Genomic DNA, 20726 nt, shown 5'->3' with positions numbered 1-20726 from the left:
TATTTAAAGTCACACCCATCATATCAAATCTAGTAATTCACCTCTAGGTAAAACACTTATTTCATGATAATATTAATATTTGACGATTATTTATTAGAATAGAGGTTGTATATATGAATAAAGTTTTTGCCGCTGTCTTATTAGCAACGGCGCTGGCAGCGATTGAAGGGACAATCGTATCGACTGCCATTCCAAGTATTACCTCAGACCTCTCAGGGGCTGAACTTATTAGTTGGATTTATTCTGCTTATTTACTAACATCCGCGATTGCCGCTATTATTTTTGGTAAATTAGCAGATTTATTTGGCCGAAAAAGAATGATCATGATAGGTATTAGTATTTTCTTATTAGGTTCCTTATTGTGTGGTATCGCGACTTCAATGGAAATGCTCATTATCTTCCGTGCTATTCAAGGGATTGGAGCAGGATCCATTTTACCGATTACCTTAACTATTGTTGGCGAACTCTTCGAAACAGAGAAAAAACGCGCAAAAGGACAAGGATATATCAGTATGGTATGGGGAGTTGCCGGAGTTGTAGGTCCGTTGATTGGGGGCTTCATAGTCGATCAATTAACATGGCACTTTATCTTCTTGCTAAATATACCATTTGGACTCGGTGCTATATTTTTAATTGCTAAATACTACGAAGAAGAACGTGTAATTGTCAAACGCTCAATCGACTATGCTGGGGCATTTCTTTTCTCTGTTGGAATGGTCTCCTTGCTATATGCTCTGATTACAGGGAGTAATACACAAGAATGGCTTACAGTCAAACAAATTATTATGTACATTCTAGCTTTATTATTCTTAGGTTTATTTATTGCTGTTGAGAGACGGGCAAGTGAGCCAATTATCCCACTTTCATTATTTAAAAATAAGAAGTTAAATATAGTTAATGGCTTGACGTTATTTTGCTTTGGTATCGTCATTAGCTTATCGGCATACTTGCCAGTATATGCACAAGCTGTTTTAGGAAAAAACGCTACTGCAGCTGGTTTAATGCTAACGCCGTTATCAGTGATGTGGACAGTTGGCGCCATCATTGCAGGTAATTTAATTGGACGTGTTACAAGTAAAACAAACATTATGACAGGTACTGTCTTTTTATTGATTGCGACATTTATGCTGATGTTCTTATCTTCTACAACACAACCGTTATTTGTCTATCTATCAACAGGCCTTTTAGGACTTGGCATGGGTTTTATCGCACCAATGCTAATTATTACAGTACAAGCCTCTGTAAAAAAAGAACAGTTTGGAATTGGAATAGGTTTGAATTCGTTCACGAATACATTTAGCCAATCTATTGGTGCAGCAGTTTTTGGTGTACTGTTCAATACTGCTACAAGTAGTAAACTTGCTGACATGCATGCAAGCCATATCAATTTAAACGGTACATTTGACACGAAGTTATTTTCGCCAGAACAAATCGAAAGTATTATAAATATTATAGCTGGCGGCATTCACTCTGTTTATACAGGGGCGTTTATTTTTGCGATTATAGGATTTATTTTCTCCATCTTTATCGCTAAAAGAAAAACCGAAGCATAACAAAAAGAAACCCATTAAACGAGTAATTGTTTAATGGGTTCTTTTTTTATAAAACATTCGCTCCCAAAGCTTCTTTGAAGTGTCTGAGAGCCCATGTATGGCCATCTTCGTTAAAGCTTGCAACTGTATCAGAATAAATATGGAGGTGATATCCTAAATTGTAAGCATCGACAGCTGTATGCAATACACAGATATCTGTACACACGCCAGCCAAATATAATTCATTAATTTTTCTTTCTCGTAATAGCAGTTCCAAATTGGTTCCGGCAAAAGAGCTATAACGTGTTTTGTCCATCCATTTGACATTAGGCAGGTGTTTTATCTCTTCGTACAGAGTCTGGACGCTATGGTATAATTCTCTGCCTTTTGTTCCCCTTATATTATGAGAAGGGAAAAGTGCAGTTTCTGGATGGAATGGATCATTTTCTTCATGCAAATCACAAGCAAAAATCACTAGCTCTCCTTTGTTTACAAATTCATTGATGTGTTCAATCATCTTTTCTTCAATCATTTGTCCAGGCTCTCCACAAGTAAGCAAACCATCTGTAGCTACAAAATCATACGTATAGTCAATAATAATTAATGCTTTCTCCATTTAATAAACAGCTCCTTTGTGTCTTTACATATATCATGACATAATTGAAGGGTAATTACGAAAAAACTTAAAATAAAAAATATTTTGCATATTTATATTATCTAGACTATAATAACAAAAAACAAGAAGGGTGTTGGAGCTAATGGATCAAACTGTAGGAAAAAAGTTAAATAAGCAAGCATTGCTCTTTGTTTTTATACATTCTATCTTCTTTCTAAATCTTGCTTTTGATTTTATCGAAATCCCGATTCATTAAAATAAACATGAATAAAAGATGATCTTCTAGGCTTTTCTTATGCAGATTACTGCGCAAGGGAAGCTTTTTTTATATGGTTATATTTATGGAGAAGCGAAAGTTGTCGAAAAAAACATTGACACTTTCGACAATTTTAAATTATATTTCTAGTATAAAGTTTTAGAAATCAGTAGGCTGACACTTTATTTTAGGTCGCTTTATTGTATAGCGGTTTGAAAACTATATTTGTAGAACACAATGATTAGCAAATTTGCTGCTTTAAAGCCTCATACTAATAAATGTTACCGCTTACAAAGGGGTGTTCTGATTGACTTTGCAACAAGATGAACAAAAAGTGTTGGTTAAACAAGGGGAAATATCTGCGGGAGCACAGGAAGAAACACATTTAAAGAGAAAATTAAAATCTCGCCATTTGACGATGATTTCAATTGGCGGTGCAATTGGTACTGGTTTATTTTTAAGCAGTGGATCAGCCATTCATACAGCAGGACCAGGTGGAGCACTGCTCGGTTATATGTTAGTTGGAGCAATGGTGTATTTCGTTATGACAAGCTTAGGAGAAATGGCTGCATATATGCCAACTAGTGGATCGTTTAGTTCGTATGCCTCCAAGTTTGTTGACCCTGCTTTTGGATTTTCAATAGGTTGGTTATATTGGTTTAACTGGGCAATGACAATTGCTGCAGAATTGACCGCATCTACAATGATTATGAAATTTTGGTTTCCGGATAGCCCCTCATGGATCTGGAGCGGCGGATTCTTAGCTATTATATTCTTGCTAAATTATTTATCAGTTAAGGGCTATGGTGAAGGTGAGTATTGGCTATCGTTAATCAAAGTTAGTGCCATTGTTATTTTCTTAATTGTCGGAGTCTTAATGATTTTCGGAATTATGGGTGGCGAAGCAGTAGGGTTTAAAAACTTTACAATGGGTGACGCGCCTTTCTCAGGAGGTATTCTAGGAGTATTCGTAGTCTTTATTGCGGCTGGTTTCTCCTTCCAAGGGACTGAGATTGTCGGTGTAGCAGCAGGGGAAAGTGAAGACCCTGCCAAAAATGTTCCTAAAGCAATCAAAAGCGTATTTTGGCGTATCTTGTTATTCTACGTTTTTGCTATCTTTGTAATAGGATTATTAATTCCATATACAAATGCCAATTTACAAAATGATTCAGTTATGGTGAGTCCATTTACATTAGTATTGAAAAAAGCAGGGATTGCTTTCGCTGCGTCTCTTATGAATGCAGTTATATTGTCTGCCGTATTATCAGCAGGAAATTCAAGTGTCTACGCTTCAACTCGTATGCTGTTTTCAATGGCGAAGGAGGGACAAGCACCTCGAATTTTTGGTAAATTAAATAAACGCGGTGTACCAGTAGTGAGTATGATTTTCACTTGTGCAATTGGCGCACTTGCATTCTTAGCATCATTTTTCGGTGATGGAACTGTTTACTTGTGGTTAATGAATGCCATTGGTATTACTGGATTTATATTCTGGTTAGGTATTTCAGTAAGCCATTATCGTTTCCGAAAAGGATTTTTAGCGCAAGGACATTCATTAGATGAATTGCCTTATCGTGCCAAGTGGTTCCCGATTGGACCGATTTTCGCAGTTGCATGCGGTATAATTGTGATTATTGCACAAAACTTCCAAGCCTTTTTAGCTGATAAAGTTGACTGGGGAAGTGTAGTAGCAGCTTATCTAGGTATCCCATTATTTTTAATCTTGTTCTTTGGTTATAAATTTGTCAGAAAGTCTAAAATTGTTAAACCAGAGGAAATGGATTTTACGTTTAAAGATTAACGATACAAAGAAGCAGGTATATTCCTGCTTCTTTTTTTGTTGATTAAAATGAAAAGGCTTTCATATTTTTATTGACAACAGATAGAAAACATATTATGATTAAACAAATGTTTGGTTAATAAACAAATGTTTGAAAGGTGATAAGATGCCTGAAAAAATAACTGATAAAGAGCAGTTGATTTTGAATGCAATACGCAAGAATCCTTATGTGTCGCAGCAAGAGCTTGCAGAGATGTTAGGCTTATCGCGTCCATCAATTGCTAATATGATTTCTGGTTTAACTAAACGAGGTAATATTTTGGGTAGGGCCTATATTTTAAGTGAATCCGAACAAATCATATGTGTTGGCGGAGCCAATATTGATCGTAAATTTCATATCAAAGATAGCGCTCAACTAGGCACTTCGAATCCAAGTTACACTACCCAAAATGCTGGAGGAGTAGCCCGTAATATTGCAGAGAATTTAGGAAGACTTGGTTGTGATGTGTCGCTGTTATCTGCAAGTGGTCTTGATATGGATTGGTCATTCATTGAAGACGCATCATCTCTTTATATGAAGCTTGATACAGTAGCTAAATTCCCTGAAAAGGCAACAGGTTCTTATACTGCTGTTTTGGATGCACAGGGTGAATTAATAATAGCCCTTGCAGATATGGAAGTATATGAAGCTATCACGCCTGATTTGCTGTTGAAAAATGAAGCTTTATTAAGTCAATCCAAATGCATTGTGGCAGATTTGAATTGCCCTAAGGAAACCATCCAATTTTTGTGCAGCTTTGCTAAAAGTCATAACTTGCCAATTGTAATAATTCCTGTTTCATCTCCGAAAATGATTCGCTTGCCAGATGATTTGGCAGGGGTATCATGGATAATTACCAACCGAGATGAATCGGAAACTTACTTTAATACTGAAATTAAAACAAATGAAGATTGGAAAAAGGCTGTTGAAAAGTGGCTAGATTTAGGTATTGCTAATGTAGTCATCACAAATGGCAAAGAGGGGTCTATGATAGGTAATAGAAATGAAGGAATCCTACATATCCCACCCATCCCAGTCGATGAAATTGCTGATGTAACAGGAGCGGGAGATGCGTTTTCATCTGCTGTAATTTACTCTTGGCTAGAAGGAAAACCTTTAACCGAAATAGCTAGAGCTGCAAGTGTGAATGCTTCAAAAACATTAGCATCTCCATATACGGTTAGACAAAATTTATCCCCAATACAATTACAAAAAGACATGGAGGAATTATCATGAATGAATACATCACTTTATCTGAGGAAGTACGCGCAGCAAAAGAACAAGGGAAACCAGTAGTGGCTTTAGAGTCAACCATTATCTCTCATGGCATGCCTTATCCGCAGAATGTAAAAACAGCTCGTGAAGTAGAGCAAATAATCCGTGATAATGGGGCAGTCCCAGCAACAATTGCTATAGTGGATGGAAAAATAAAAATTGGCCTATCAGATGAGGAATTAGAAATGTTCGGCAAGAGCTCAGATGTAGCGAAAGCGTCACGTCGTGATTTAGCTTATTTGCTTGCTACAAAAAAACTTGGAGCAACTACTGTAGCTGCAACAATGATTTGTGCAGAAGCAGCTGGAATCAATATATTTGTTACGGGTGGTATTGGCGGTGCTCATAGAGGTGCTGAAAACACCATGGATATTTCAGCAGATTTAGAGGAATTGGGTCAAACAAATGTGGCAGTAGTTTGTGCTGGAGCTAAATCTATTCTAGACTTAGGATTAACTATGGAATATCTTGAAACAAAAGGTGTACCGGTAATCGGTTATAACACGGACGTACTACCAGCTTTCTATACACGCAAAAGCGAATTCCCCGTCAACTTTAAAGCAGAAGATGTAGAGACAATTGCTTCAACATTAAAAGTGAAATGGGATTTAGGCCTTAAAGGCGGAGCTGTTATTGCCAATCCAATTCCTGAAGAGTATGCAATGGACGAATCTGTAATTAATGAAGTGATTGAATCTGCATTAAAAGAAGCAGAAGAAAAACAAATTACGGGTAAAAATGTAACTCCTTTCTTATTAGGAAAGGTAAAAGAACTAACAAAAGGTAAAAGTCTTGATGCCAACATTGCATTAGTGAAAAATAATGCAGTGATTGGTGCAAAACTAGCTGTCAACTACAATCAACTTTAAGTATTAACAAATTAGATAAATAGAATAGAAAATGAGTGGCCTTAATCTGAAAGATTAAGGCCTTTTATTTTGGAGAAATACTTTTAAAATTGTCGAGTTTCTTCTTTATATATATAAACATTAAAATTATTTTGTTTTCCAGATTATATTATTATATAATTCAGCATAAACTGTATATTAATCTTTTGTCAGGAGGAGAGAAAAAGAGATTTATACAGAATTAGAATCATAAGGGGGCAGGAAAATTGAAAGCATTAAGATCCATCTTATTATGGGGAGTAATTTCTGCTATTGGGGCAATAAGTTTTGGTTATGTTGCTTTAAAACGTGGTGAAAGTATCAATGCAATATGGATTTTGACCGCAGCTCTTTGCGTTTATGCTATTGCCTATCGTTTTTACAGTAAATTTATAGCGAATAAGGTTTTTCAGCTCGATGATTCTAGACAAACGCCAGCAGTAGTGAACAATGATGGAAAAGACTATGTTCCTACGAATAAATGGGTTTTATTTGGACATCATTTTGCGGCTATTGCAGGAGCGGGTCCGCTTGTTGGGCCAATTTTAGCTGCACAAATGGGCTATTTGCCTGGAACACTTTGGATTGTGGTAGGCGTTGTGGTGGCTGGAGCAGTTCAAGATTTTATTATTCTATTCGGATCAATGCGACGCAACGGAAAATCGTTAGGTGAAATGATTAAAGATGAAATTGGCAAAGTAACAGGCATTATTGCAATGGTAGGAATTTTAGGCATTATGGTCATATTATTAGCTGTATTGGCTCTAGTCGTTGTTAAGGCTTTAGCGGGTAGCCCTTGGGGTATGTTCACCATCGCAGCAACGATTCCTATTGCTATTTTAATGGGGATCTATATGAGGTATATCCGTCCGGGAAGAGTGGGCGAAGGTTCAATCATCGGTATTATTCTATTAATATTATCTCTTTATTTCGGACAATATGTATCAGAACATGAAACGTTAGCGCAAATGTTTACCTTTAAAGGCGAAACAATTGCTCTTATGATGATCGCTTATGGTTTTATTGCTTCTGTATTGCCGGTTTGGCTTTTGCTGGCTCCGCGTGATTATTTAAGTACGTTTTTAAAAGTAGGAACTATTGCCGGCTTGGCGCTAGGCATATTAATTGTAGCTCCTTCATTAGAAATGCCTGCAGTAACCAAATTTATTGATGGTACTGGTCCTGTCTTTTCGGGTAACCTTTTCCCATTCCTATTTATTACTATAGCTTGTGGATCGGTATCAGGGTTCCATGCATTAGTTTCATCAGGTACTACTCCAAAAATGATTGAACGTGAGTCACATGCGAGAGCGATCGGCTATGGTGCTATGCTTACTGAATCCTTTGTAGCTGTGATGGCCATGATTGCAGCATGTGTTCTTACACCAGGCATCTATTTTGCTATTAACAGCCCTGCAGCTGCAATTGGTACTGATGCTGTTACTGTAGCTGCTACAATAAGTGATTGGGGTTTTAAATTGACTCCTGATGATTTAACAAGGCTTGCCGATCAGGTAGGTGAAGCTTCTATTCTTTCAAGAACGGGTGGAGCTCCTACATTAGCAATCGGAATGGCAGTCATATTCTCGAAAGTAATTGGCGGAACGACTATGATGGCTTTCTGGTATCACTTTGCCATTCTTTTTGAAGCGTTGTTTATTATGACGACTATCGATGCGGGTACTAGGGTTGGCCGTTTTATCATTCAAGATTTAATAGGTAATTTCTATAAACCATTCGCAAAGACAGATGCCTGGATACCGAACATTATTGCTACGGCACTATGTGTTGCAGGGTGGGGGTATTTCCTCTATCAGGGTGTTGTAGACCCATTAGGTGGAATTAATACACTTTGGCCGTTATTTGGTATCGCCAACCAAATGCTCGCGGGGATTGCGCTCGTCTTGGGAACAACTATTCTCTTTAAAATGGGGAAAAAAGTTTACACATGGGTCACATTGCTACCAACCACTCTATTGTTAGTTGTAACAATGACAGCGGGGTGGCAAAAACTGTTTCATGACAACCCTAAAATCGGTTTCTTATCACATGCGAAAGTATTTCAAAATGCGCTTGATAAAGGGGAAGTATTGGCACCTGCAGCTACTATAGCTCAAATGCGTCAAGTTTTAGTCAATGATTATGTAGATGCAGCTCTTTGTGCCATCTTTATGATTGTCGTGATTACTGTCTTTATTTCCGCTCTACGAATTTGGTTCAAAGTATTAGGTAATAAAAAAGTAACGCTTCATGAAACCGTCTATAAACGAAGTGCATAAAGGATAGGAGGAGCTAATATGCTAACTATTTTAAAAAAGGTTCTAGAACAACGAAGTCAATTTATCTCGCTATTAGTTGGAGTTCCGAGCTATGAAACATATGTAAAACATATGAAAGAAGCAAATCCAGATCAGCAAATAAAAAGCAGGAAGGAGTTTTTCTGCGAAGCGCAGGAAGAACGTTACAATGGGAAAGATGGTAAAGTTTCACGTTGCTGCTAGGCATTCAACTATATAAATAGAAATTTATAAAGCCTCCAATTCTTTTAGAATTGGAGGCTTTTATTATACAAAGAATAGAATATTTTGGTTTTTATTAAGTAAAATTTAGCAAAAACGGGTAAACAAAACAAAAATAAATATTACTTTAAGATAGTTATTGTAAATAAACGATTTGTTCAAAGTGAACAAAAATTGAAAATCTATTAGAAAAAATGTACACTAGCTATTGTGTAATTTGTTTAAAGTGTCTAACGACCAACTTATACAAAATGATTATAATAATCTATGTATCTAGTATATGACAAAATTCGAGCGTTTTTACGACGAATCTTTGAACATTTCAAGAATATTAGTAAAGACTTTGCCTCTTTATACGCTGCTTGAATAATAAGTGTTTGCGTATTAAACTAGCTAAGCCATGCAAACTATATTAGAAATAGTCAAAACAGACATTGAGAGGAGAAGGAATTATGACTTCATATGATTTGATTATACGAAACGGCAATATAGTAAGTGCTGATTCTGTTCAGCTAGGAGATATAGCGATTAAGGACGGAAAAATTCAAGAAGTGGCATACGGAAGAAAAATTGACGGAGATGCCCTTAAAGAAATTAACGCAGAAGGTCTTCATGTCTTTCCGGGTTTAATAGACTCACATGTTCACTTTAATGAACCAGGTAGAGCTGAGTGGGAAGGTTTAGAGACAGGTAGCAAGAGTTTAGCTGCAGGTGGCGCAACAACATTTTTCGATATGCCGTTAAATAGTACTCCTCCGACAATTAACGCTGAAAACTTAGCTTTGAAAAAAGCGCTTGCTGATCAAAAAGCTGTTGTTAATCCTCGTTTTTGGGGTGGTCTAGTCCCTGAAAATATTAAAGATTTAAAAGGATTGCATGACAATGGTGTTATCGGTTTTAAAGCTTTCATGTCTCCAAGCGGCATTGCTGACTTTAATCACAGTGATGATGAAACCATTTTTAAAGGAATGAAAGAAATTGCTTCATTCGGTTCTATTCTTGCTGTGCATGCTGAAAGCACTGTCATTTGTGAGCAGCTTGCTGAAGAAAAAATTAGTCAAGGTAAAACTTCTGCAAGAGACTATGTAGAGTCTAGACCTATCATTTCTGAAATTGAAGCAGTTAGAAGAATTATTTCTTATTCAGAAGCGACAGGTTGTAAACTACATGTAGTACATGCGAGCAGCCGTAAAGTTGTAAAAATCATTGAAGAAGCAAAACAAAGAGGCGTGAATGTAACCGTTGAAACATGTCCTCACTATCTTGCATTAACAGTAAAAGATTTAGAAGAAAAAGGCGGCTTAGCAAAATGTGCTCCTCCTTTACGCGATGAAGATGAAGTGGAAGAGTTATGGGCTGCACTAGCTAATGGCGAAATTGATGTCATTGGTTCAGACCATTCTCCAGCACCAGCTTCTATGAAAACTATTACAGATAATTTCTTTGAAGGCTGGGGCGGAATCTCAGGTGCACAATCAACACTGAATATTTTGCTTACAGAAGGGTACTATAAACGCAATCTGCCATTAGAAAAAATCGTAAAACTAACAGCTGAAAACCCAGCGAAACGTTTTGGACTTTCTACAAAAGGTAAAATAGCTTCAGGCTATGATGCTGATTTGGCAATTGTTGATTTAAATGAAAGCTTTACCCTTCATAATGAAGATTTATACTATCGCCACAAACACTCTCCATATGTGGGCATGACTTTCAAAGGGAAAGTTAAAAACACATTGGTAAATGGCGAAGTTGTCTTTGAAAACGGCAAAATTATAGTCGATAAAGTGCAATAAGCTTATTCTTTATTCGAGAGAGGAGTACTTAAAGTATGTTTGATTTATTAATAAAAGGCGGTAACGTTGTTTTTCATGATGGCGTTCGCAAAGTAGATATTGGAGTCAAAGATGAAAAAATTTCTTGCATTGCAGAACATATCACTGAAGATGCTAAAGAAGTGATTGATGCAGCAGGTCAATTTGTAATGCCAGGTATGATTGATACGCATGTGCATATCAGTGAACCAGGACGTACAGAATGGGAAGGTTTTGAAACAGGCTCTAAATCAATGGCAGCCGGTGGTACTACAAGTTATGTAGAAATGCCGTTAAACGCTCTTCCTGCTACAATTAATAAAGAAGCATTAGATCTTAAACTGGAAGCAGCCAAAACACAAAACTATGTGGATTATGCGTTTTATGGAGGTCTTGTTCCTGATAACTTGGACAAGTTGGAAGAATTAGATGCAGCTGGAGTACTTGCATTTAAATGTTTCTTATCTGACATAACGAGTGATATTCCTGGTGACTTTACAAATGTAGATGATTATACATTGTATAAAGGAATGCAAAAATTGGCTGAGTTAGACCAACTGCTTTGCATACATGCAGAAAACCCATCTGTAACAAAAAAACTTGCTGAAGACATGGTAAGAGAAGGCCGTACTACTGCAATGGATTACGTGGAATCACGTCCTATCTTTACTGAGGTAGAAGCAGTTTCCCGTGCAATCCTTTTTGCCAAAGAGACAGGTTGTAAACTTCACCTTGTGCATATTAGTACATCTGAAGCAGTACAAGTTATCGTAAAAGCGCAACAAGAAGGTGTGGACGTAACACTAGAAACTTGTCCTCATTATTTGGCTATTACTGCTGAACAAGTGGAAGAAATTGGGCCACGTGCAAAATGTCAGCCGCCACTAAGAAAAGCAAAAGACCAAGAAAGACTTTGGGATGAGCTAATGAAAGGCAATATTAACTGGATTACATCTGACCACTCTCCTTGTACTGAAAACTTAAAACAAGGCAATATATTTGAAGCATGGGGCGGTATTAGTGGTGTTCAAAATAATGTCGATTTGATGTTTGACTTAGCTGTAAAACAACGCGGTTTACCAGTTAACAAGTTTGTTGACTTAATTGCGACGCATCCATCTGAACGCTTTAACTTGCCAAACAAAGGTGAAATCGCTGTCGGTAAAGATGCGGATATTATTTTTGTTGACCCTAACCAATCTTATGTAGTGAAAAGAGAAGATCTTTACTATAAAAACAAATTTAGTGCCTATGAAGGCAGACAAATTGATTGTCGTGTCACTAAAACAATTGTACGCGGTAACGTTGTGTTCGACTTAAATGAAGGTATTGTCGGGGAGCCAATCGGAAAATTGATGGCTGCTCAAAAATAATTCCTTAAATTAAAAAAGTGAAATGGGCGCGGGTATTGCTGTGCAATGCCCGTGTTAAATGAGAGGGTATTTTAGAATGACAAATAATACAAATGAGGTACAGCCACACAGCGGTGAAGACGAAACTCTACACCCGAAAACGGCTGACAAAAGAACAGTAAATCCACTTTCATATATGTTTATGTGGATTGGTGATGGTGTTAACCTTGGGAATATGACTTTGGGAGCGAGTTTGGTAGTAGCAGGTGCTGCAACATTAAACATGTTCCAAACATTTGCGGCAGCTATTATTGCCATCGCAATTATTTCAACCATTTTCATCTTAAATGACAGACTAGGCTACAAAGAAGGCGTTCCTTATGTTGTACAATTAAGAATGTCATTCGGTTTTAAAGGAACAATCATTTCATCCTTATTGCGAGGCGTTCCTGCGATTATCTGGTATGGTATTCAAAGCTGGATTGGTGGTACTGCATTAAACGAAATCCTAACAATTGCAACGAATGGTGCTTTTGATAATATTGCTATTTGCTTCGTTGCTCTTGTATTATTGCAAATTGTTCTATCTTTATTCGGTTTCCATGCTATTAAATGGGTAGAAACTCTTGCTTCTGTCGTTATCATGGTAGCATTATTGTATGTATTCATCATTTTAGTGCGTTCACATGGCGCTGAAGTAGCGAAAAATTGGATCCATGTTCAAGGTTCTTGGGGTCTACATTTCTTCGGTTTCATCATGGTATTCTTAGGTAACTACGCAGCGATTTTCCTAAGTGCTGCTGACTATTCTCGTGAATTAAAAGCAGGTTATAGTGATACGAAACGAGGATTCTTATACTTTTCTCCAATCGTGATTGCTTATGGATTTGTTATTACAATTGGTGCAATGCTTGCATCAGTAACTGGTATTACAAACCCTTCAAAAGCATTAGCAATCATTATTAATAATGATGCAATCACAATCGGTGTTTCAGCATTCATTGTGTTAGGTGTTATTGCAACAAACATGGTTGCTAATATTATCCCGCCTGCATACGTTATTACATTGTTAACAAAAGCGAAATACAAAGTAGCTGTTACTGTAACTGGGGTACTTGCACTTGTTTCATTCCCTTGGATGCTTGTTCAAGAATCTTCAGCAAAAGGTTTAAATATGTTCGTTTTAATCTACTCAGCATTCTTAGGACCAATCGTTGCTATTCTATTGGTTGAATACCATATCTTTAGAAAAGGTAAAGTCGACGTTGCGGATTTATATAATGCGAACGGCCCATATAAAGGGTTTAACCCTGCAGCGATCATTGCAATGCTGGTTGGTGCAGCAGCAGCCTTTATTGAAGTAGACTTAGCTTGGATTATTGGTTTCTTCGTAGCTGGTATTGCTTATTACTTAATCACGAAATTTGGATTTAAAAATTCTCCTTTCAAAAAAGGAACAATATTCGAGAAATAAAAGGAAAAGGATTGGAGATTTATCTCCAATCCTTTTTTTACAATAATATTGACGGATCTTCATTTTCTTCAAGAAGGGTACCAATCAATAATGCCACTCTTATTCGCAGAGAGTCTTGCGGATCGTGAAAAGAACGGCCTAGCATATCTTCTGCTTTTTCAATCCTATACTTTACTGTATTTCGGTGAATAAATAATTTTCTAGAGGTTTCAGATATCTCGCAATGTGAATCGAGATAAACTTGAATAGTTTTTACTAATTCCACATCTTCTTTTGATTTAGGATAAGCAAGGGTTTTAAGTGTATTTTCATATAGTTCTTTTAAATTCTTTTTAGGTATCATATTGAATAATTCTTTTATTTCTCTTGTTTTATAAAAATGAATGAAAGAAGTTTTTTTCAAATCGTACCCATTTGAAATAGCTTCGGCTGCCTCTTGGTAGATCAGTGAAATGTCATTGAGCGATGGAGTTGGGTTACTAATTCCAAACGACAATGAAAAATCTCCATCAATACTTTGAATGTTCTGTACAATATTTAGTAACTTTTGTCTTTCTGCTTCTGAATATTGTTCAAATTGCAAGAGCAGTACAAAATACTTTTCCTTTGTAAATAATGTTCCGTTCATTTCACCGTTAACCATTTCATCTTCTAACTGATCATAAATACTATTATGCAAATCGCTTACCTTTTTTTCATACAGTTGAAGCGTTTCATAATTTCTTCCCACAGGATCAATGTTGCAAACAATGCAAATAGTTTCTAATTGCGGGTATAATCCATAATATTGGCATCTTCCAATGATCTCTTCCTCGGAGCTAATCCTTTTTTCAATTAAATCTGCAAAAAAGTTATTCTTAAATAATCGAGAGTTTTCCTCAATTGCTTGCTCCTTAACCAGAGTAAAAGAGATGACATTGCTTGCTTGTTCAATCGCCACTTTAGAAGCAGGATAAGGAAGAGTCAAAGCATCTACAATTACTAGCATACTTTCATGCTGTCGTTTTGTTTTAACAGGATAGCTTGCAGCTGACTTATAGCTTTCAGAAGTGAGCGTATACGTTGTTCCATGCCGCGCTTCATGAAGATCATTTTTCACCAGTTGGATGATTTCCTGTTCAACAATCTTCATCGGCTCTTTATTAAATTCATGTGTATGAGCAATTTTTTCTCCACGATGATTTAATAATAAGGCAGGGCGTTTAAGGAAGAATCCTAACTGTTCCACAAGAGCTGACAAAGTGTACCCTTTAATTAACATATCAGAGAACTCTTTATGCACATGCATGGCATAATATAATTGTTCTGACTCCGCATCATTTAAATAATTTAGTATATGTCTCGATACATTTCCTAATGTATGCTCAGTTGGCAAATCGATAATAGGGAAGGCTAATTCATCAGCCAGCATTTTAACTGTTTCAGGCAATTGGCCTAAGAAACGATGTGTCTTTATAATAATACCTGAACAGTTACGTGCATGCATTTGCTGGATAAGTTCATATAGCTTTTCTGTATCGTCTTTAAAAGCGTAACCAGTTGTTAGAAGCAAGTGGTTTTCGTTTAAAAATTGGATCACATCGGGTGTATCAGAAATGTTCACAAATTGTACTGAACGGCCAAGACCTCTATGTCCAGCTAGCACAACACAATCCTTCATAACATCTAATATAAATAAGTCATTCATTGTTTTCATAGTTAATCCCTCATTGTAAGGTTATGTGTAGGTAACTATTATACGTTAACAATAAACAAAAAACAAATGGTTTTTTAGCCATTTTAAACAATGACAAGTTTGTGGTAATGTACTAAACTTATAAGGATGTTTTAATATATGGAACAATATATCGATAGGAGGGAAGATCATGGAGTGGCAAGCTCGCACAATAAGTGCTGAGATTCATCCTATACTTAAAAATAATCCGCAAGGCAACGTCCATAGTGTATTTAACAACAGTTTTAATTTGGTGTTCGGTGAACATCTCATTCATATTGGGACATCGGAGAACGGTACCCCTCCATTTGGTATTACCTTAAAGGAAGGAGCCCAAAAGCTTGCCCAACAGGTAATCCAAAACGAAGAAGTAATGTGGAATTCCGTATTGGATGCGCTTGTTTTAGCACCGAATCTTTCCATTTCATTGAAGAAGGCAGCTATAACAATTCCTGTTCTTCAACATATAAAGGTTAATTCTACTAGCATAAATGAAATTATCCGGGCAATTGCAGTAGAGCTTACTTCAGACAACTGGCAAACGGGTCTTACACAAAACCTAGAAGATAATCAACTAATTAAGGAGTATATCTTAACTAAGAATTTCAAACCGGTTCAGCCGATTTTAAAGGAATTGGATAAGTTAAGTTTGCTTGCCTCTGGTGATGAATCAGTAGAACCGAAAAGCGTTTTCGATTTCTGGATTGGTAGAGGATTGGGCTTAACACCTAGTGGAGATGATTTATTAACTGGTTTATGTGCTGCTATTACGGCACTCGGTAGTCAAAAGAATAGTTTCCAAAAAAAGCTACACTCGTATTTAGTGGAATATGGGATAAAGCGAACAACTTCTATTGCCTTAGAATACTTAATGTACGCCACACAAGGTAAATTTCATTCCCATCTAATAAACATGATGCAAATCATGACAAATCCACAAAATGAAAATTTACAAGACGCGCTTTTGGAAATGAAAAAGTTAGGGCATACATCCGGTACAGACACATTATTAGGGATGTTACTTGGCATTAAAGCTCTTTCTATTTTGGAATAATATTGTATAAGAGGTGTACACATGAAAGAATTATTAAAATCTAGCAACTGGATTTCGGGCTTGCAATGGCTCTTTTTTATTTTTACAAATATAGTAGTAATCCCGATTACGGTAGGTGCAGCATTTGATTTACCACAAGGTAAAATTGTCAGTATGCTACAACTATCATTTATCGTAACGGGTCTTGCTTGTATCGTTCAGGCACTTGTAGGACATAAACGGGCAATCATGGAAGGGCAATCAGGTCTATGGTGGGGCGTAATTTTAGCGCTTGGCACTACCGCAGCTGCTCAAGGTATGCCTTTGGACGTTTTAGGCGGAAGTTTAACTGTAGGTGTCATTATATCAGCAATTTTAACATTTCTTATTGGTATTACTGGTCTTGGGCCACATCTTGCAAAGCTATTTACACCTGCGGTTATGGGCGTATTTATGTTTTTATTTGGATGCCAAATTATTCGGATTTTCTTAAAGGGAATGCTAGGTATTCCTTTTGGTAACGGAGCAGATAATGCACATATTGATTTGCCGATTTCTTTGTTATCTATCATTATTGCTATACTTGTTATTGTGATTAGTGTTAAAGCTCCTGTCAGCATAAGACGCTATGGTTTGTTAATAGGTATTATTGTTGGTTGGATTGCTTATTCATTGATTTTCCATTCAGGTAATACAACAAGCGAATCAGGATCATTTAGTCTTGATTTGTTTCCTTTAGGTAAACCTGCATGGGATCCAGGTATTATCATAACTGCTGTCTTAGCGGGTTTATTAAACTCAGCCAATACATTTGGAGCACTAAAAGGGACAGAAAGCATGTATAAGGTGAAAACGACGAACTCAGAATATAGAGTTTCATTCGTTATTACAGGCATATTCACTTTTATTGCGGGTTTGTTTGGACTTGTACCTTATTCTCCATATGTGTCTTCTATTGGATTTTTAAGCCAAACAGGTATCTTGAAAAGAATGCCATTTATTTTAGGTGGATTTATGTTCTTAGTTATGGGGTTAATACCGCCGCTTGGTCATTTCTTCTCATTATTGCCGCTGAGCATTGGTAGTGCAGCGTTGTTTGTTTCTTACTTGCTTCTTTTGAACTCTTCTTTCGCTTTCTTCAGACAAGTTAAGTTCAATACAATCAATGCATACCGTTCTGCGGTTCCATTATTCGTAGGTATAATCATAATGACACTTCCTGCTTCTTATTTTGAAAGTATTCCAAGTGTTATCCGACCTTTGCTTAGCAGTGGTTTGCTAATGGGAATTATTTTAGCACTCTTAATGGAAAACTTAATCAAATGGGATCGTTATGGTGTAGAAGACGATAGTAAAAAAGCGTAAAAATATGTAATGCTAAAAAGAGCTAAAGAATGAAAATTCTTTAGCTCTTTTTCTTATAGGTATTGATCTAAGAATTGAACAACCTCTTTAAAGGCATTTTGGACGTCAGAATTACCCCAATTTTCGTCAAAAACATGTTTTCCACCTTGAATGGTGATTAGTTTACTTTGTACACCAGCTTCTTGCAGTTTTTCTTGCATTACGACAGATTGTTCATATGGGACATCTTCATCGTCTGTCCCATGAAGCAACAAAGTAGGAGGATATTCAGCATCTGCTAAAGCTGCAGGACAATACTGTAGTAGTTTATCTTTGAATATTACGGGATGAAGACCGCTGATTTGTTCAATCCAATTGCCACTTTGTCTAGCATACATGTAGATCGCATAGCGTTTCTCTATAGGTCCTACTGATATCGGTTGGTCTGAAACAAGCATTTTTGCAAGCTCTGCCGGTACAGCTGTCATTTTTTGATAATGGGGACTAGGTTTTGTTGCCCAATTGCCTGTAATATCGCCATAGCCATAGAAAGAAACGATTGCTTTAGGCTTTTGATTAAATAATCCAGATAAGAGAGCTAAATACCCTCCTGCAGAACCACCAATAACAGCTATTCTTTCTGGATCATATTCAAATTCATGAGTGCCTTTATTTTCAAGCCATGAGAGAGCACTTTCGATATCCGTTCGAATTTCTGAAATTTTCGTTTCAGGTGCTAGACGATAATCGATAGAAAAAATATTGTAGCCTGCTTCATGGTAAAACTCAATTTGTTCTGCTTTCAAATCTTCGCGTGAGCCCCAAAACAAGCCACCACCATGTATATAGACAATTACTGGTTTATTTGCTTCATCAGCTGGATAGAAGTCTCCCTTCAACTCGAAGTTAAATTCCTTTTTAAAGGAAACAGTCGTTTTTAACATGTACTTCACTCACACTTTCTTTAAATCGTATAACCATATACTGGCTAGAAACGATCATTTGATTACAGCTAAATGATCTATGTTTTTCATTTGCTGTGTTATTATTGTATAATAATATGATGAATGTTTGCATGTATAAAGCAAAATTCATGTAGTAGTCGTTTCTTAACTAAACGTGCGTTATCAAAAACTAAGCTATGCTGCTTAAAAGCTTAGCAGGTTAATGATTAATAAACTAATGTAAAGGACCATGGCAAATGGAATTTAAAGTATCCGACCTATTAAACTTAGCCCCACTTCAAAATGCAATTGTATTAGGTGGTGAGCGTTTTTTAAATAATGATGTTTCAGGTATTACCATTATGGAAGGACCTGATATCGTTGAATGGATTAAAGGCGGTGAAGTTATATTAACTAGCCTCTACTCCATTCGCTCGTTCAATGACAAAGAACAAATTGAGTTTATTGAAAGTTTGGCAAGAAAGAAAGTTAGTGCTCTTGTCATTAAGAATCTTGATACAGATATCTCTAATCCGTTGGTTGGTGCTGCTGAACAATTAGGCATGCCAGTCATACAGATGTCGAAAGAAATCCCTTTTATCGATGTAATGTATCCTGTAATGGGCGAACTATTTAATCGGCAAGTGAAAAAATTGCAATACTATAAAGAAATTCATGACCGTTTTACTGAAATCTCTCTGGCTGATAAAGGTATAGACAGTATAATTGCGACTCTTTCAGATTTGATCGGTAATCCTGTTGCGCTCTTCGATAGAAACTTTCATTGCATCGTTTCAACTGTACCTTACCTTGAAACGTTTGAATTGGTGGAAAAGGTTCATTTTTATGAGGAAACGATCAATATTAAATATCCGCATTATCGTCAAATCGTAAAATATCAAGAGATCCCAAATCAAAAAAGTCACCAAATCGTTGTTCCGCTTGAAACCATCAATCATATAAAGACATATCTGCTAATTGGTGAAATCAATAAATCGTTAGAAGAACTTGATTTTATCGCTGTTGAAAACTCTGCTAATGCATTATCGCTTGAATTAGTTAAACAATTTGCGGTCTCCGAAGTTGAGAAGAAATTTAAAAACGATTTGGTTGATGAGTTAATTAGCGGTAAAATCCGTTCAATGCAGTCCATATACGAAAAGGCTAATGTCATCAGCTGGGATTTTGAAGGCTCTTTTGTAGCTGTCTTATTTAAAATTCATCCACTTACTGAAACGTCGTATTCTAAAGAGAGTAACAAAAGTAATCTCTTAGATCGAAGCCATGCAGCACTATATGATGCGGTAAATCATTATCTTCCTGGGGGAATTATTACCAACAAAGGCAATATGGTAACTGTGCTGTGGAAAGTTAAAAAGAAAAATGAATATGATGATAAGTCATGGCGAAAGGGCGTTCAAAAAACAGCTGCAAATATTCAACACATTATCGAGAAACAAATTCAAGATGTAGCAGTACAGGTGGGAATAGGAAATGTTGCAGAAAGTATTATCGAAATTTCAAAAAGCTACAAAGAAGCGCAAGATGCTCTCGATGTTGGTGAAAAGCTAAATGGTCAAAAATCCATTACTGCATTCGCAGAGCTAGGTATTTTCAGGCTTTTAAGCCAATTTGATGATCCACAAGTGTTAACTCAATTTATCCCACAATCATTACAGCGCTTGCTTGAATATCCCCAATCGAATCGAACAGATTTGCTGGTTACATTGCAAACATTCTTGGAATGCCAACAAAATGCATCTAAGACTGCAAAAGTTCTTTTCATCCATTATAAATCTGTAATGTATCGATTGGATCGAATAAAAGAAATAACTGGCATTAATTTTGATGATTCAGAGGAAACTCTGTCTGTACAAGTTGGTCTAAAAATCATCAACTTTTTGAAGCGCGAGAGAGAAAAGTAGTCACATTGTGTTTAAAAACCCCACCAACGAGGATGTTGGTGGGGTTTTGTCTTATAAGGATAAAAAAATAAATAATATTTATCAAAATATCATAAAGACTATTTGGCTAAAAAAACTTACAATAGGAAGTGGAATTTTTATCACGATATAGGGTAAAAATAAACAAGTACGAATGTCCAAAATTAAATGCGGCATTTTATTAACACAGCTTTTTACAGGCTATG

15 protein-coding genes are annotated in these 20726 nt (G+C 36.5%); 12 read left to right on the top strand and 3 right to left on the bottom strand.

Annotated elements, in window-relative coordinates:
- Positions 1–113: 113 nt before the first annotated feature.
- Entirely contained in the window at positions 114–1553 is a 1440-nt protein-coding gene (locus RST01_RS01185) for an MDR family MFS transporter (protein ID WP_147193517.1), read from the top strand.
- Positions 1554–1599: 46 nt separating this feature from the next.
- On the opposite strand, the gene RST01_RS01180 is transcribed toward RST01_RS01185, so the two are convergent.
- Entirely contained in the window at positions 1600–2148 is a 549-nt protein-coding gene (locus RST01_RS01180; RefSeq protein ID WP_147193516.1) for a cysteine hydrolase family protein, read from the bottom strand.
- 674 nt (positions 2149–2822) lie between these two features.
- Here RST01_RS01180 and RST01_RS01175 point away from each other — a divergent pair.
- The 8 genes from RST01_RS01175 to RST01_RS01140 all read left to right on the top strand — a co-directional run bounded on the left by RST01_RS01175 (position 2823) and on the right by RST01_RS01140 (position 13542).
- Positions 2823–4205 (top strand): amino acid permease, encoded by a 1383-nt coding sequence (locus RST01_RS01175; protein WP_147195050.1) that lies wholly within the window; start codon positions 2823–2825, stop codon positions 4203–4205.
- 145 nt (positions 4206–4350) lie between these two features.
- Complete coding sequence (locus tag RST01_RS01170; protein ID WP_147193515.1) at positions 4351–5460, top strand: carbohydrate kinase; 1110 nt, start codon at positions 4351–4353, stop codon at positions 5458–5460.
- The gene (locus RST01_RS01165) at positions 5457–6368 is read left to right on the top strand and encodes a pseudouridine-5'-phosphate glycosidase (RefSeq protein ID WP_066786941.1); all 912 of its coding nucleotides are present in this window, start codon (positions 5457–5459) and stop codon (positions 6366–6368) included. The genes RST01_RS01170 and RST01_RS01165 overlap by 4 nt, the downstream gene beginning before the upstream one ends.
- A 245-nt stretch (positions 6369–6613) precedes the next feature.
- Positions 6614–8665 (top strand): carbon starvation CstA family protein, encoded by a 2052-nt coding sequence (locus RST01_RS01160; protein ID WP_147193514.1) that lies wholly within the window; start codon positions 6614–6616, stop codon positions 8663–8665.
- A gap of 18 nt (positions 8666–8683) precedes the next feature.
- Complete coding sequence (locus tag RST01_RS01155) at positions 8684–8887, top strand: YbdD/YjiX family protein (protein ID WP_147193513.1); 204 nt, start codon at positions 8684–8686, stop codon at positions 8885–8887.
- Between the two features lie 470 nt (positions 8888–9357).
- Positions 9358–10698, top strand: coding sequence for an allantoinase (locus tag RST01_RS01150; RefSeq protein WP_147193512.1), 1341 nt, complete (start codon positions 9358–9360; stop codon positions 10696–10698).
- 35 nt (positions 10699–10733) lie between these two features.
- Positions 10734–12089: an allantoinase AllB gene (gene allB / locus RST01_RS01145; RefSeq protein ID WP_147193511.1), complete on the top strand. Its 1356-nt coding sequence runs from the start codon at positions 10734–10736 to the stop codon at positions 12087–12089.
- 76 nt (positions 12090–12165) lie between these two features.
- Positions 12166–13542: an NCS1 family transporter gene (locus RST01_RS01140; RefSeq protein WP_147193510.1), complete on the top strand. Its 1377-nt coding sequence runs from the start codon at positions 12166–12168 to the stop codon at positions 13540–13542.
- 37 nt (positions 13543–13579) lie between these two features.
- On the opposite strand, the gene RST01_RS01135 is transcribed toward RST01_RS01140, so the two are convergent.
- On the bottom strand, positions 13580–15238 hold the full coding sequence (locus RST01_RS01135) for a PucR family transcriptional regulator (RefSeq protein WP_147193509.1): 1659 nt from the start codon (positions 15236–15238) through the stop codon (positions 13580–13582).
- A gap of 169 nt (positions 15239–15407) precedes the next feature.
- Here RST01_RS01135 and RST01_RS01130 point away from each other — a divergent pair, with 169 nt between their 5' ends.
- Positions 15408–16310: an oxamate carbamoyltransferase subunit AllH family protein gene (locus RST01_RS01130; protein WP_147193508.1), complete on the top strand. Its 903-nt coding sequence runs from the start codon at positions 15408–15410 to the stop codon at positions 16308–16310.
- A 21-nt stretch (positions 16311–16331) separates the two neighbouring features.
- Complete coding sequence (locus RST01_RS01125) at positions 16332–17654, top strand: uracil/xanthine transporter (RefSeq protein ID WP_066786968.1); 1323 nt, start codon at positions 16332–16334, stop codon at positions 17652–17654.
- A gap of 53 nt (positions 17655–17707) precedes the next feature.
- Here the strand turns inward: RST01_RS01125 and RST01_RS01120 are convergent, their stop codons facing one another.
- Positions 17708–18577 (bottom strand): alpha/beta hydrolase, encoded by an 870-nt coding sequence (locus tag RST01_RS01120; protein WP_147193507.1) that lies wholly within the window; start codon positions 18575–18577, stop codon positions 17708–17710.
- 257 nt (positions 18578–18834) lie between these two features.
- Between RST01_RS01120 and RST01_RS01115 the strand changes: the two genes are divergently transcribed.
- Positions 18835–20502, top strand: a complete 1668-nt coding sequence (locus RST01_RS01115) for a PucR family transcriptional regulator (RefSeq protein WP_147193506.1) — start codon at positions 18835–18837, stop codon at positions 20500–20502.
- Positions 20503–20726 lie beyond the last annotated feature (224 nt).

Source organism: Rummeliibacillus stabekisii, assembly GCF_007988965.1.
GTDB classification, from domain to species: domain Bacteria; phylum Bacillota; class Bacilli; order Bacillales_A; family Planococcaceae; genus Rummeliibacillus; species Rummeliibacillus stabekisii.
The sequence above is the reverse complement of the archived record's forward strand: the minus strand, read 5'-3'. Positions and strand labels throughout refer to the sequence as shown.